Raw genomic sequence first — 14,987 nt, 5'->3', positions numbered from 1 at the left:
CCTTCCTTACCGCGGAGGACACACGGGAGCATATCGGCCGGCCGTGCTTACATCCATCTAACGCATCAAGGTTTATCCCTTCCCCACCTCGAATTCCCCGGAGCCATGTCATGAAGACCCTACTCGCCGGCATCACCCTCGCCACCGCCATCGCCGCGACACCTGCGGCGGCGGTGCAACTCGACAGCCTGAAGGGCATGATGGGTGGCGGTGGCAGTTCCCTCGCTTCCGGCAGCGTGGGCAACGCCGCGGGCATCCTGCAGTACTGCATGAGCAACAACTACCTCGGTGGCGAAAGCGGCGCCGCGGGGGTGAAGGATCAGCTGCTGGGCAAGCTCGGCGGCCAGTCCGCCCAGGCCACGCCCGCCCCCACGCAGGACCCGGGCTACCTCGACGGCGCGAAGGGCCTGCTGAAGTCCAGCGACGGCAAGACCCTCGACCTCTCCGGCGGCGGCTCCAGTGCGGCCGGCACCGGCGACCTCAAGGCCCAGCTCACCCGCAAGGCCTGCGATGCGGTGCTGAAGCAAGGCAAGAAGATGGTCGGCATGGGTAAGTGACATGACGCACCGTATCGCCGACAGGGTCGGCTCCCACCAGGGCATGCATGCCTCCAGGCCATGGTGGGGGCCGACCCTGCCGGCGATGCTCCTAGCGGTCCGCGATCCGCCCGATCGCGTCCATCAGGTCGGCCACGCCATACGGCTTCACGATGATCCGCGTACGTGCATCGCATTCGACACCGTTGGCCGTATGGTCACCCGTGGCATAAATCACCGGCAGGCCGGGTTGCGTCTCGCGCAACCGCTCGGCCAGGTCCACCCCGTTCATCCCGGGTAGCCCGACATCGGCGAGAAGGACGTCGATCGGCTCGATGGCATGCACACGCAAGGCCTCGTTGCCGTCGCCGGCCTCGAAAGCGATATGGCCCCGGCTTTCGAGCATCTCGCAAATGGACATCCGTATCAGGGCGTCATCCTCGACGACCAGTACACGCAGCGAGGCCGGGGGTGCGAGCACCGTCCCCGGCACCGCCATCGGCACCGGCGCGATCTCGGCCGCCGGGCGCGGTACCCGTGCCGCCAGCACTTGGCGTACGCGCCGGGCCAACTGTTCCTTCGTGTATGGCTTGCTCAACAATTCCACACCTTCGTCGAGGCGGCCACCGTGCACGATGGCGTTCTCGGTATAGCCCGAGGTGAACATCACGGCGATCCCGGGCTGCCGTTCCATCGCCTTGCGCGCCAGTTCCGGGCTGCGCAGCGGACCGGGCATCACCACGTCGGTGAAGATCAGGTCGATCGCGATGCCGCTCTCCACGATCGACAGTGCACTCTCCGCATCGCGCGCCTTCAACACGCGGTAGCCAAGATCGCCGAGCATGCCGACCACCGTCTCGCGCACCGCGTCGTCGTCCTCGACCACCAGGATCGTCTCGTCACCGCCGCGCACGGCTTCTTCGTCGAGATCGACCAGGCGATCTTCGCTCTGCACGCAGCGCGGCAGGTAAATTTTCACCGTGGTGCCCTCGCCGGGCTCGCTGTAGATCTTCACGTGTCCGCCGGATTGCTTGACGAAGCCGTAGACCATCGAGAGCCCGAGGCCGGTGCCGCGCCCCTCGGGCTTGGTGGTGAAGAAGGGTTCGAACACCTGGTCGATGATTTCCGGGGGAATGCCTCCGCCGGTATCGGAAACGGCGATCATCACGTACTGGCCAGGACGCAAGTCGCCGTGCGCGGCGGCGTAGGCGCTGTCCAGCAACGCGTTGCCGGCCTCGATGGTGAGCCTGCCCCGCCCGTCCATCGCATCCCGGGCGTTGAGCGCCAGGTTGAGCAGCGCATTCTCCACGTTGCCCGGATCGACCAGCGTGTTCCACAGGCCGCCGGCGACGACGGTTTCGATCTCGACCGTCTCCCCGAGCGCGCGGCGCAGGAGTTCGTCCATGTCACGGATGAATCGCCCGACATTCACGACCTTCGGTGCCAGCGGCTGGCGCCGTCCGAAGGCAAGCAGTTGCGCAGCCAGCTTGCTGCCGCGGGTCACGCCGGCCATCGCATTGGCGAGGCGCCGTTCCGCACGGGCATTGCCGGTGACATCGGATGCGAGAAGCTGCAGATTCCCACTGATCACCTGCAGAAGGTTGTTGAAATCGTGGGCGACGCCGCCGGTCAGCTTGCCGATCGCGTCCATCTTCTGCGCCTGGCGCAGCTGGTCCTGGGTCAGGTCGAGCGCGAGACCATGGCCGCCGGCCGCGCTGCGCCAGCCCTGGTCCTCGCCGGCGGCGGGCTGCATGGACACGACGGCCGTGCCGTCCCACCGCTCCATCGACACCCGCCAGGACGATCCATCGACCGATCCGAGTTCCGTGGTTCGCATTCCACGGGCGACCATCTTCGGCAACTCCGCCTCGAACCAGCCTCGGCCTGCCGGGTTCCAGATGGACAGGAACTCGCCATCAGGCAGGCGTGCCCTGGCCCAGGCATTGGCGTACAAGAGTTCACCCGTGGGAGAAAGGGCGACCAAGCCGTAAGGCGCGGCGTCGAACGCCCGGGCGATCAATTCATTGTCCTGCAACGCGAATGGTGAGGGCATCGAACCTCAGTGATCCGGGATGGGGAGCGGAGTTTATCGTCGCGGGCTCATGCACTTTGTGTAGACCGTCGTCACAATTCGTGAACGGGTCGGGACTTACGCGATTTACACCATATCTTGTGTTGACCGGCCGCGCCATCGCCTATATCGTGTGTCCCGTTGGTGTCCGGAGAGGCGCGACTGCCCGTCGGACTTAATAGGGAATCCGGTGCGAATCCGGAACTGCCCCGCAGCGGTAAGTGGAAACGATCCCGTTCTATGCACTGGTCCTCGGCGACTGGGAAGCGACGGGTAGGCCGGGCCTCCAAGGCCCTCGTCCACGAGTCCGAAGACCTGCCAACAATCGGTGCCTGATCGGCACCGATTGTGGTGACGGCTTCCGCGGGGAAGCGCGTCGCGGACCGGAGCCGCCTCGGGCGCGCTCCGTCCCGGCCTTTCCCGTATTGCCTGGCCACTTCGAGCCCCGTCCGAGGGAACGGGAGTTTGAACCAGGCCTTGGGGCACGCCACACATGACCACGATGGATTCCGCAGCGCGCGAGCGCACCGAGACGGCCGACCCGGCCGCCACCCCCTCCGCAGCAACCGACAAGGCGCCCGCCGCCGGTTACAAGAACGAAGCACCGCCGGCCTTCACCCTCACCCCGCCGCACAACCCCGGCCAGATGCGCGTCACCAAGCGCAACGGTGGCCAGGAGGTCGTCGACGTCAACAAGATCGTGCGCGCGGTGACCCGCAGCGCCGACGGCCTGTACGCGGTCGATCCGATGCGCGTGGCGCTGAAGACGATCGGCGGCCTGTACGACGGCGCCACCACCCAGGAACTCGACCAGCTGTCGATCCGCACCGCCGCGGCGCTCACCGCCGAGGAACCGGAATATGGCCAGCTTGCCGCGCGACTGCTCGCGGCGTTCATCGACAAGGAAGTATCCGGGCAGGACATCCAGTCGTTTTCGCAGTCGATTTCCACGGGCTTCGAACTGGGCATCCTCAACGAGCGCCTGCGCGACTTCGTGCAGGTGAACGCGCGCAAGCTCAACGACGCCATCGACACCACCGCCTCGCGCCGCTTCGAATACTTCGGCCTGCGTACGGTCTATGACCGTTACCTGTTGCGCCACCCGACGAAACGCTTCGTCATCGAGACGCCGCAATACTTTTTCATGCGGATCGCCTGCGCGCTGGGCGGCAACGACGTGGCCGAGACGCTGGAGCTGTACCGCATGCTCTCGTCGCTGGAATACCTGGCCAGTTCGCCCACGCTGTTCAATGCCGGCACGGCGCACGAGCAGCTGTCATCGTGCTTCCTGCTCGATTCGCCGCAGGATGCGTTGGAATCCATCTACGCCAAGTATGGCGACGTCGCCCAGCTATCGAAGTTCGCCGGCGGCATCGGCCTCGCCTATTCGCGCATCCGCTCGCGCGGCTCGCTGATCAAGGGCACCAATGGTCACTCGAACGGCCTCGTCCCGTGGCTGAAGACGCTGGACGCCTCCGTCGCGGCCGTGAACCAGGGCGGCAAACGCAAGGGCGCGGCCTGTGTGTACCTGGAATCGTGGCACGCCGACATCGAGGAATTCCTCGAACTGCGCGAGAACACCGGTGACGATGCACGCCGCACGCATAACCTCAATCTCGCCAACTGGGTGCCGGATCTCTTCATGCGCCGCGTGGAGACGGACGGCGACTGGTCGCTGTTCGATCCGAAGATCGTGCCGCACTTCGTCGATACCTGGGGCGCCACCTTCGACGCGGCCTATGAAAGGGCCGAGGCCGACGGCCTGGCGGTGAAGACGATCAAGGCGCGCGAACTCTACGCGCGCATGCTTCGCTCGCTCGCGCAGACCGGCAACGGCTGGATGACCTTCAAGGATCGTTCGAACGCGACCAGCAACCAGACCGCGCGTCCCGGGAACGTCATCCACCTCTCGAATCTCTGCACCGAGATCCTCGAGGTGACCTCGGAAGGCGAGACGGCGGTGTGCAACCTCGGCTCGATCAACCTCGCCCGCCATGTGGTGGACGGCCAGTTCGACTACGAGAAGCTGTCGACCACCGTACGCACGGCCGTACGCCAGTTGAACCGCGTGATCGACCTCAACTTCTATCCGATCGCCTCGGCGAAGACGGCGAACGTGAAGTGGCGCCCGGTCGGTCTGGGCGTGATGGGCTTGCAGGACGTCTTCTTCAAGCTGCGCCTGCCGTTCGATTCCGACGAGGCCCGCGCGCTGTCCACGCGTATCGCGGAGGAGATCTATTTCCACGCGCTATCGATGTCCAACGAGATCGCGGAGCGCGACGGCCCGCATCCCGGCTTCGAGGAAAGCCGCGCGGCCAACGGCGAGCTGCAGTTCGACTACTGGCCGGCGGCCACGCCGACCGGCAAAGATGGCCGCTGGGCGGAACTGCGCGAGAAAATCAAGGCCAAAGGCCTGCGCAACTCGCTGCTGATCGCCATCGCGCCCACCGCGACGATCGCCTCGATCGCCGGTTGCTACGAATGCATCGAGCCGCAGGTGTCCAACCTGTTCAAACGCGAGACGCTGTCGGGCGACTTCCTCGTGGTGAATCGCTACCTCGTCGACGAGCTGAAGACGCTGGGCCTGTGGACCACCGAAATCCGCGACCAGATCAAGCTGGCCGAAGGGTCGGTGCAGGGTATCGCGGCCATCCCTGCGGAACTGCGCGCGGTGTATCGCACCACCTGGGAGCTGCCGCAGAAGGCCTTGATCGATCTTGCCGCCGCCCGCGGCGCCTACATCGACCAGAGCCAGTCGCTGAACCTGTTCATGGAAAACCCGAACATCGGGCAGCTTTCCTCGATGTACATGTACGCATGGAAGTCGGGCATCAAGACCACGTATTACCTGCGCTCGCGTCCGGCCACGCGCATCGCGAAGACCACGGTGAGTTCGTCATCCGCTTCCCTGCCGACGCCCGCCGCACCGGTCGCCGATGCGCAGGAGCAGGCCGAGGCCGCGGTGTTCTGCTCGCTCGAGAACCCCGAGTACTGCGAAGCCTGCCAGTAAAAGAAAGTCCATGTGGGAGCCGATTCATCGGCGAAAAGCCAACGGAGCGGTTTGGCCGAAACGCCCATCGCCGCTGAAGCGGCTCCCACGGAAGCTGCTCACATTCCCCGAGGTACCCGATGTCCGCTTCACCGATCACCCGCGATACCCACATCCTCGATCCCGGTTTCGAACTGACACTGCGGCCGATGAAGTATCCGCAGTTCTACGAGATGTATCGCGCCGCCATCCGCAATACCTGGACGGTGGAGGAAGTGGATTTCTCGCTCGACGTGACCGACCTGAAGGCCAAGATGTCCGACGCGGATCGCCACCTGATCCATCGCCTCGTCGCCTTCTTCGCCACGGGCGACACCATCGTGTCGAACAACCTCGTGCTGAACCTCTACCAGCACGTGAATTCGCCCGAGGCGCGCATGTTCCTCTCGCGCCAGCTGTACGAGGAAGCGCTTCACGTGCAGTTCTACCTCACGCTGCTGGATACCTACATTCCGGAGCCGTCGGAACGGAACAAGGCTTTCGCCGCGATCGAGAGCATTCCCTCGATCCGGCAGAAGGGTGAGTTCTGCTTCAAGTGGATCGACTCCATCCAGGACCTCAACCGGCTGGAGACGCGCGAGCACCGCCGCCAGTTCCTGCTCAACCTGATCTGTTTCGCCGCGTGCATCGAAGGCCTGTTCTTCTTCGCCGCCTTCGCTTACGTGTATTACCTGCGTTCGCGCGGCCTGCTGCACGGCCTGGCCTCGGGTACCAACTGGGTGTTCCGCGACGAGTCCGGGCACATGGCGTTCGCCTTCGAGGTGGTGCGCACGGTGCGCGAGCAGGAGCCCGACCTCTTCGACGAGGACATGCGCCAGCAGGTGGAGGCGATGCTGGAAGACGCCATCGCATGCGAAACGCAGTTCGCGGCGGACGTGCTCTCCGGTGGCGTGGCCGGGCTCTCCGTGAACGACATGCGCCAGTACCTGGAGTACTGCGCCGACCAACGCCTGGTGCAGCTCGACATGCCGAAGAAGTACGGCGCGAAGAACCCCTTCGACTTCATGGATCTGCAGGACGTGCAGGAACTGACGAACTTCTTCGAGCGGCGCGTATCGTCGTACCAGGTGGGCGTGCAGGGCGAGGTGGCGTTCGATCAGTCGTTCTAGAGGCATCGGCCGCTCCAGAAGCATCGCCGACAGGGTCGGCTCCCACCCAAGCACCGCAGCGCCGCTCTGGTGGGAGCCGACCCTGTCGGCGATGTTCTGGACCCTGTCCGCGATAGCATGGTCGCCTCACCTCCCAAGGCAGCCCCAACATGACCCCCATCGACCGCCCCACCGAGGCCCGCGTCCTCGAGATCGTCTTCCCGGACCACACCAACCACCTCGGCACGCTCTTCGGCGGCCAGGCGCTGGCATGGATGGACAAGGCCGCCTTCCTCGCCGCCTCGCGTTATTCACGTCAGATCGTGGTCACCGCTCGCTCCGAGCAAGTGGACTTCCACGTACCCGTGCGCAAGGGCCAGATGGTGGAATTGATCGCCACGGTCGTATCGGTGGGCCGCACCTCGATGAAGATCGACGTGGCGATGTATACCGAGGACCTGATCTCCGGCGAGCGTGAACTGTGCACTCGCGGCACCTTCACCATGATCGCGCTGGACAGCAATCACAAACCGACCCCGGTGCAGCCGCTGCCGGCGACCTGAGCCACGCTTCCACCCCGGCGGCACGATCCCAACGGCACCCCCACGGCATGGGCTAACGCTCAAGCTTCCGGTAGATCGTGCTACGGCTGATGCCGAGACGACGGGCCGCGGCGGCCACGTTGCCGCGACATTGGGCGATGGCCTGATCGATGGCCTGCTGTTCGATGATATCGAGGCGGCCTTCCGTCGGCACGGCGGCCGGCCGGGACTGGACGGGTGCGCGCAGCTCCGCGGGAAGATCCACGATGCCCAGCACGCGGCCGGCGTCCGCCATGACCATCATGCTGCGCAACACACCCACGAGCTGCCGCAGGTTGCCCGGCCATGGCAGGGATGCCATATGCTCCACCAGGTCGTCCGAAAGGCGCACACCGGCCTCGTCGCCGTCGATCGCGAGCCACATCGCGCGAATCGTGGCGATCACGCTGGCATGGTCGCGCAAGGCCGGCAGGCACATCGTGGCCTGAGCGATGCGGTAGTAGAGATCCGCGCGAAAGGTTCCCGCCGCCACCGCGAGGGTGAGATCCTGGTGCGTGGCGGCGATCACCGCGATGTCGACCGCGCACGGGCGCCCGCCACCCAAAGGGGTGACCTCGCGCTCCTGCAATACGCGAAGGAAGCGGCTTTGCAGAGTGAGCGGCATGTCGCCGAGTTCATCCAGGAAGAGCACGCCGCCGTCCGCATCGCGGAGCAGGCCCGCCGCGCCTTCCTTGCGAGCGCCGGTGAACGCGCCCGCCTGGTAGCCAAACAGTTCGGCTTCGATCAGTCCCTCGGGCAAGGCCGCGCAGTTCACCGCGACGAACGGCCCCGTGGCGCGCGCGCTGCGCCGGTGCAGTTCGCGCGCCACGCGTTCCTTGCCGGTGCCGGTCTCGCCTTGCAGCAAGGTGGGGATATCGGCATCGAGCAGACGAACATGACGCTCGATGGCCTGTGCGATCTCCGGGGCGAACACCGAAACCGCGTTGCGTGCCGGCTTCGCACGCGGCTGTCGCACCGGCACGCTCACCCGGGTCGATGCCTCACGGCGCGCGTGAAGCAGTTCACCCGTCTGGCAACGCATGCCGACCGTATCGCCCGGGCGCGGCAACGCCGAAGCGAACAGGTCGTCGTAGCGGGTCCGACCAAGCTCGTTCCAATCCAGACCGAGCAGGCGCAAGGCCTGCCGATTGGCCGCCACCAGCTTATGGTTCTCGAACACCACCATGCCTTCGCGCGGCGTGCCGAGCAACTCGGGGTCGTGTTGGAAGCGCACGATTTCCGCACCCGGAAACTGACGCTCGAACAAACGGTACTCGATTTGTTCAACCGCAAGCTGGACCATGCCAAGCGCGTGCAGGTGACGGATGGAAGCCTCGCCGGACAAGTCGAGGACACCGACAACAGCGCCACGGGGGTCGAAGATCGGCGACGCCGAACAGCTGAGCATGCCGTGAGGGCGATAGAAGTGTTCCTGCCCACGCACCTCCACCGCACGTCGCTCGACGATCGCGGTCCCGATGGCATTGGTGCCGGTGGCCGCCTCGCTCCACGGCACGCCCGGCTTCAACGCCACGCGTGCGGCCTTGGTCAGGAACTCCGCGTCGCCCAGCGCGTCCAGGATCAGGCCATCCGCGGCGGTGAGGATGACGATGCTACCCGCCTGGTTCGCACTGGCGTATAGCGACTCCAGCTCGGGCCGGCACAGTCGCCTCAGCTCCTCGTGACGTTCCTGCCGTTCCGACAGGGCATGACGCTCCATCGGCATGAGAACCGGCCGCGCCGCCGCATCGAGACCGCTCTCGGCGCAACGACGCCACGACGCCAGGATGTTTTCCGGTACCAGGCCATGCGGCGCCACCCCTCCATCGAAGAAGCGGCGGCGGGCAACGGTAATCGCTTCGGAGGAAGACAACTGGCGCATGGTCGATGTCCCTGTTCGATGTGTCGCAATTTGCGACACCTGTCGCGGCGGATGTCCCGATTCAAAGCACGTTCGTGTCGTCGCCGCAACACGACGTTCGGCGAGCCACGTGCTGCAGCGCAACGGCCGATCTTCCGGCCATTCTGGAAAGCATGCCAGGCGCCCCGAACGCAGCGCAGCATGGCTCGACGGGGAACGTCTTCTGGCATGTCCCGTGCTCCTCCGGTGACAACAGTCCGTCCCCGAATGGAGAACCACCCATGACCAAGCTCGAACAACAACACCTCGCCGTGCAGGTCCCCTTCAAGCAGCGCTACGGCAACTACATCGGCGGTCGCTGGGTGGAGCCCAGGAGTGGCAGGTACTTCGACAACATCACACCGATCACTGGCAAGGCCTTCTGCGAGATTCCCCGTTCCGATGCCGCCGACATCGACGCCGCACTGGACGCCGCGCACGCCGCGAAGGATGGCTGGGGCCGCACACCCGTGGCCGAGCGCGCTCGCGTCCTCAACCTGATCGCCGACCGCATGGAGCAGAACATCGACCTCCTTGCCCATGCCGAGACCTGGGACAACGGCAAGCCGATCCGCGAGACGATGGCTGCCGATGTACCGCTGGCGATCGACCATTTCCGCTACTTCGCCGGCTGCATCCGTGCGCAGGAAGGTACCCTGGGCGAGATCGACGGCGACACCGTCGCCTACCAGTTCCACGAACCGCTTGGCGTCGTCGGCCAGATCATTCCGTGGAACTTCCCGCTGCTGATGGCCGCCTGGAAGATGGCGCCCGCGCTGGCCGCCGGCAATTGCGTCGTGCTCAAGCCCGCCGAACAGACCCCGGCCAGCATCCTGGTCTGGGCGGAACTGGTCGGCGACCTGCTGCCGCCCGGCGTACTCAACATCGTCAACGGTTTCGGCCTGGAAGCGGGCAAGCCGCTCGCCTCGTCCAACCGCATCGCCAAGATCGCCTTCACGGGCGAGACGACCACCGGCCGGTTGATCATGCAGTACGCCAGCCAGAACCTGATTCCGGTGACGCTGGAACTCGGCGGAAAGTCGCCGAACATCTTCTTCGCGGACGTCGCGGCGGAAGACGACGATTTCTTCGACAAGGCGATCGAAGGCTTCGTGTTGTTCGCGCTCAACCAGGGCGAGGTCTGCACCTGTCCCAGCCGTGCGCTGATCCATGCATCGATCTATGACCGTTTCATGGAGCGGGCGCTCGAACGTGTCGCGGCGATCAAGGCGGGCAATCCGTTGGATCCTACGACGATGATCGGTGCGCAAGCGTCCAGCGAGCAGTTGGAGAAAATCCTCTCCTACATGGACATCGGCAAGCAGGAGGGCGCGAAGGTGCTCGCCGGCGGTGCGCGAGCGAACCTCGGTGGAGAACTCGCGGGCGGTTACTACGTGCAGCCAACCGTCTTTGTTGGCCACAACAAGATGCGCGTCTTCCAGGAGGAAATCTTCGGTCCAGTCGTCGCCGTAACCACCTTCGACACCGACGAAGAAGCCTTGTCCATCGCCAACGATACGCTCTACGGTCTTGGCGCGGGGGTTTGGACGCGCGACGGCAACCGTGCCTATCGCTTCGGCCGAGGTATCCAGGCCGGCCGCGTCTGGACCAACTGCTATCACGCCTACCCCGCGCATGCGGCCTTCGGCGGCTACAAGCAGTCGGGCATCGGCCGTGAAACGCACCGCATGATGCTCGACCACTACCAACAGACGAAGAACCTCCTGGTCAGTTACTCGCCGAAGAAGCTGGGCTTCTTCTGAAGTGTGGCGCATGCGTCCGTTCGGGGCCTGCGCCGCGACCGCATTGGCGACCTCCGTCGCCAATGCGGTCGATCGGGTATCGGTGAACCTCCCGGTGGTCACCGTGGTCGCCGTGGCGCCCGGCCTCTACGAATCGCGCGATGCGAGGACGATTCCCTACGACACGCGTTGGCTGGATCGACACGACACGGACCCGACGCGTTCCACCGGGTTGGCGGATGCACTGGATCGCGACATCCCCGGCATCTCGCTCAATGCCGTGCAAGGCAACCCCTGGCAGCCGGACCTGCAGTACCGCGGGTATACGGCATCACCCCTGCTCGGAACGCCGCAGGGCCTGGCCATCTACCAGGATGGCGTGCGCGTCAACGAAGTCTTCGGCGACACCGTGAACTGGGACCTCATACCATCCCGTGCCGTGGACGGCGCGACCCTGAGCGCCGGCGCCAGTCCCGTGTTCGGCCAGAACGCCCTCGGCGGAGCGATCGACCTGCGCACGAAAACCGGCTTCAGCGCACCGGGTACGCGGATAGGCCGTGAGACAGGCTCGTTCGGACGTGAAACCTCGTTCCTGGAAAGCGGCGGCAACGATGGCGGTCTGGGCTACTACGTGCTCGGCGACCGCATGGACGAACGCGGCTGGCGCGATCTCTCTCCCTCGCATGCGCGCCACTCACTGGGTGCCTTCAGCTTCCGCGGCGACAGGCTCGACCTCGACCTGCATCTCGCCCAAGCCCGGACGGATCTCACCGGAAACGGCGCCTCGCCCGCGGAACTGCTGCGCCAGCGACGCGCCGCCATATTCACCGCGCCCGACGAGACATCGAACCGGCTCAGCCAGGCCAGCCTGACTGGCACCTGGCGCCTCACCGACAGGTCCTCGCTCATCGTGACGGCCTTCACCCGCCGCGTCCGCACACGTTCCTACAACGGTGACACCAGCGAGTACGCGGCATGCAACGACGACGCGTCGATCCTCTGCGGGGAAGACGGCCGAGACGCCATTCTCGATGCGCGGGGCACTCCTGTCTCTTCCCGCTATGACGCCATCGCCAACCTCGGCATGCGGCGCCAGCGGGCACGGGGTGGCAGCGCCGTGCTCCACGGCGCCACCCGTCTCTTCGGCCGTGACAACACGTTCTTCCTTGGTGTCGACGAGCGTCGCGGTTCCGTCGGTTACACCTCCGAACAGCGCGTCGGGCTCCTCGACGAGGCCCGCCACGTCGCCGCCGACGGTCCTGCGATTCCCAGCGAGGCCGTTGCCGTGCACGCGACGACGCGCGATCGGGCCGCCTTCGTGAGCGATAGGCTGCGCCTGTCGTCCGACTGGACGCTCGATCTCGCCGCCCGCTTCAATCGGACGCGGGTTTCCATCGCCGACCGCAGCGGAAGGAATCGCGCGCTGGATGGCGGTCACACCTTCTCCCGCTTCAATCCCTCCGTGGGGCTCAGCTGGTTACTCTCCCGCCGGGTCTCGGCGTTCGCCAGCTACAGCGAGTCGACACGCGCACCCACTCCCGTCGAACTGACCTGTGCCGACGAGGAAGCGCCATGCAGGTTGCCCAACGACTTCGTCTCCGATCCGCCGCTGAAGCAGGTGGTCGCCCGCAGTGTCGAGGCCGGCCTGCGAGGCGGTGGCGCGGTGCTGCATTGGGACGCCTCCCTGTATCGGAGCACCAGCGCGCACGATATCGTTTTCCAGACCACGGGTGGCGGCCTCTCGAATCGAGGCTTCTTCGCCAACGTGGGCGATACGCGACGAGAAGGCGTCCAGGCATCGTTACGCGGTCGCTGGGCCGGTATCGACTGGCATATGGCCTATGCGTACCTGCGCGCACGTTTCCTTTCCGGCTTCGACCAGATCAGCGCCCATCATCCCGACGCCGACGCCGATGGCGTCGTCACGGTGAAGCGTGGCGACGATATTCCCGGCTTGCCCAGGCACATGCTCAAGGTCGGCGCGGACTGGTCACCGACACCGGTCGTAACGTTCGGCATCGATGGGCGCTTCAGTTCCGGCCAGTACTTGCGTGGGGACGAGATCAACGCCCTGGGCAAGACCGGCGGGTATGCGCTGTTCGACCTCGACGCACACTGGCAAGTCACCCCGCGGGTACAAATCTCGGCGCGCGTCGAGAACCTGCTCGATCGCCGCTACGTCAGCTTCGGCGTTCTCGGCAATCCATCGTCCGTACTTCCCGGGCTGAACGACCCTCGATTCCTCGGCCCCGGCGCACCACGCGCCGGATGGCTGTCCATCACGCTGTCCCTGTAATCCCACGCACCAGGAGCCCGCCATGTCGCCCATGCGAAACAGACACCTTACCGCCCTGCTGTTCGCCCTTTTGGTGAACTCGACGGGAGCGTTCGCCGCGGGCGACTATAAACCGGTGACCGATGCCCGGTTGAAGCAGGCCGCGCAGGACGACGGGTGGCTGATGTATCGCCGGGACTACACCAGTTCCGGCTTCGCCCCCTTCGACACGATCAATACCGGCAACGTAGCCAACCTGAAGACCGTGTGGGATTACAAGACCGGCTTCGACATGGGCCACGAGGCACCGCCGATCGTCAACGGCGACTATCTGTTCGTGACCACCCCGAAGAACCAGTTGATCGCCTTCCAGGCCAGCACAGGCAAGCAGCTGTGGAAGTACGAACACGACCTGTCCAATACCGGCCTGAAGACGATCTGCTGCGACGTGGTCAATCGCGGCGTCGCGCTTTACGGCGACAAGGTCTACATGGCCACGCTGGATAACCGCGTGGTCGCCCTCGATGCGAAGACCGGCAAGGTCGCCTGGAACGAACAGCTCAATGCACCGGACGTCGGCTATGCGATGACGCTGGCCCCGCTGGTGGTCAAGGGTATGGTGATCGTCGGCGTCTCGGGCGGCGAGTACGGCGCACGCGGTTTCGTGGCCGCGCTGGACGCGGAGACCGGCAAACAGGTGTGGAAGCGGCACACGATCCCCGCGCCGAATGAACCTGGCGGCGACACCTGGCCGGAAGGTGCCTACAAGACCGGCGGTGGCGCGGCATGGCTCACCGGTAGCTACGACGCCGACACCGATACCCTGTTTTGGGGCGTGGGCAACCCCGGCCCGTGGTTGGCCACACTTCGCCCGGGCGACAATCTCTATACCGATTCGGTTATCGCGATCGAACCGAAGACCGGCAAGATCAAATGGCATTACCAGTACACGCCCAACGACAGCTGGGACTACGACGGCACGAATGAAACCGTGCTCACCGACATCGACTACAACGGCGTGAAGCACAAGGCGTTGGTCACCGCCAGCCGCAACGGCTGGTTCTATGCCATCGACCGCACCGACGGCAAGCTCATCTATGCGGAGAAGTTCGCCCATGCCACGTCGGTGAGCGGATTCAAGGACGGCAAGCCACAGACGGACCCCGCGATGCGGCCCGATGTGGGCAAGGAGGTGTTCACCTGCCCGAGTTTCCTCGGCGGCAAGAACTGGTGGCCGATCTCGGTCGACCCGCAGACGCACATGGCCTATGTGCCCACGCTGCACACTTGCATGACGATGAAGGGCGCCACGGTGAACTACAAGGCCGGCTTGCCCTTCCTCGGCGAGACCTTCAAGGTCGTCGCCGATCCGGACAACAAGGACACGTGGGGTTCGGTGCAAGCGATCGACATCGATACCGGCAAACAGGTCTGGCGCCATCCGTCCGAGTTGCCGTGGAACGGCGGCATGTTGAGCACGGCCGGCGGTCTGCTGTTCTCTGGTTCCGCCGACGGCTACCTGTATGCCTTCGACGCGAAGACCGGCAAGGTACTTTGGAAGAGCCCGCAGATGAGTTCCGGAGTGCTCGGCGTACCGAGCACCTGGAAGGTCGACGGCAAGCAGTATGTCGCCGTCTACGCCGGCTGGGGCGGCGGCGTGCCGATCTGGGGCGGCGACATGGCCAAGGATCCGCGTGTGAAGAACATACCCCTCGGCGGCCATCTCTACGTGTTTTCGCTGTGAG

General features: G+C 65.3%; 9 protein-coding genes and 1 riboswitch. Of the genes, 7 read left to right on the top strand and 2 right to left on the bottom strand.

Going from position 1 to position 14,987, the window contains the following annotated elements; all coding sequences use genetic code 11:
* Positions 1-110 precede the first annotated feature (110 nt).
* Positions 111-557 carry a DUF2501 domain-containing protein gene (locus tag J2T07_RS08655; protein ID WP_306849008.1) on the top strand — a complete coding sequence of 149 codons (447 nt, stop codon included), beginning with the start codon at positions 111-113 and terminating at the stop codon, positions 555-557.
* A gap of 91 nt (positions 558-648) precedes the next feature.
* On the opposite strand, the gene J2T07_RS08650 is transcribed toward J2T07_RS08655, so the two are convergent.
* Positions 649-2,589 (bottom strand): response regulator, encoded by a 1,941-nt coding sequence (locus tag J2T07_RS08650; protein ID WP_306849007.1) that lies wholly within the window; start codon positions 2,587-2,589, stop codon positions 649-651.
* Between the two features lie 143 nt (positions 2,590-2,732).
* Positions 2,733-2,944, top strand: a riboswitch (cobalamin riboswitch).
* A gap of 156 nt (positions 2,945-3,100) precedes the next feature.
* On the opposite strand from J2T07_RS08650, the gene J2T07_RS08645 reads away from it, so the two are divergent.
* From J2T07_RS08645 to J2T07_RS08635, 3 genes are all read left to right on the top strand, one after another.
* Positions 3,101-5,617, top strand: a complete 2,517-nt coding sequence (locus J2T07_RS08645) for a ribonucleoside-diphosphate reductase subunit alpha (protein ID WP_306849005.1) — start codon at positions 3,101-3,103, stop codon at positions 5,615-5,617.
* Between the two features lie 119 nt (positions 5,618-5,736).
* On the top strand, positions 5,737-6,765 hold the full coding sequence (locus tag J2T07_RS08640) for a ribonucleotide-diphosphate reductase subunit beta (RefSeq protein ID WP_306849002.1): 1,029 nt from the start codon (positions 5,737-5,739) through the stop codon (positions 6,763-6,765).
* A gap of 149 nt (positions 6,766-6,914) precedes the next feature.
* The gene (locus tag J2T07_RS08635) at positions 6,915-7,307 is read left to right on the top strand and encodes an acyl-CoA thioesterase (RefSeq protein WP_306849001.1); all 393 of its coding nucleotides are present in this window, start codon (positions 6,915-6,917) and stop codon (positions 7,305-7,307) included.
* 52 nt (positions 7,308-7,359) lie between these two features.
* Here the strand turns inward: J2T07_RS08635 and J2T07_RS08630 are convergent, their stop codons facing one another.
* Positions 7,360-9,207: a sigma-54-dependent Fis family transcriptional regulator gene (locus tag J2T07_RS08630; protein WP_306849000.1), complete on the bottom strand. Its 1,848-nt coding sequence runs from the start codon at positions 9,205-9,207 to the stop codon at positions 7,360-7,362.
* 260 nt (positions 9,208-9,467) lie between these two features.
* Between J2T07_RS08630 and adh the strand changes: the two genes are divergently transcribed.
* Genes adh through J2T07_RS08615 form a run of 3 tightly spaced genes read left to right on the top strand, consistent with a single transcriptional unit; the run spans position 9,468 to position 14,986 of the window.
* On the top strand, positions 9,468-10,988 hold the full coding sequence (gene adh, locus J2T07_RS08625; RefSeq protein WP_306848998.1) for an aldehyde dehydrogenase: 1,521 nt from the start codon (positions 9,468-9,470) through the stop codon (positions 10,986-10,988).
* A 10-nt stretch (positions 10,989-10,998) separates the two neighbouring features.
* Entirely contained in the window at positions 10,999-13,263 is a 2,265-nt protein-coding gene (locus J2T07_RS08620) for a TonB-dependent receptor (protein ID WP_306848997.1), read from the top strand.
* A gap of 22 nt (positions 13,264-13,285) precedes the next feature.
* Positions 13,286-14,986, top strand: a complete 1,701-nt coding sequence (locus tag J2T07_RS08615; RefSeq protein WP_306848995.1) for a methanol/ethanol family PQQ-dependent dehydrogenase — start codon at positions 13,286-13,288, stop codon at positions 14,984-14,986.
* The last annotated feature ends 1 nt before the right edge of the window (position 14,987 follow it).

The sequence above is a fragment of the Luteibacter jiangsuensis genome (assembly GCF_030812295.1).
Classification (GTDB): Bacteria; Pseudomonadota; Gammaproteobacteria; order Xanthomonadales; family Rhodanobacteraceae; genus Luteibacter; species Luteibacter jiangsuensis_A.
This window is presented reverse-complemented; position numbering and strand designations above follow the sequence as displayed.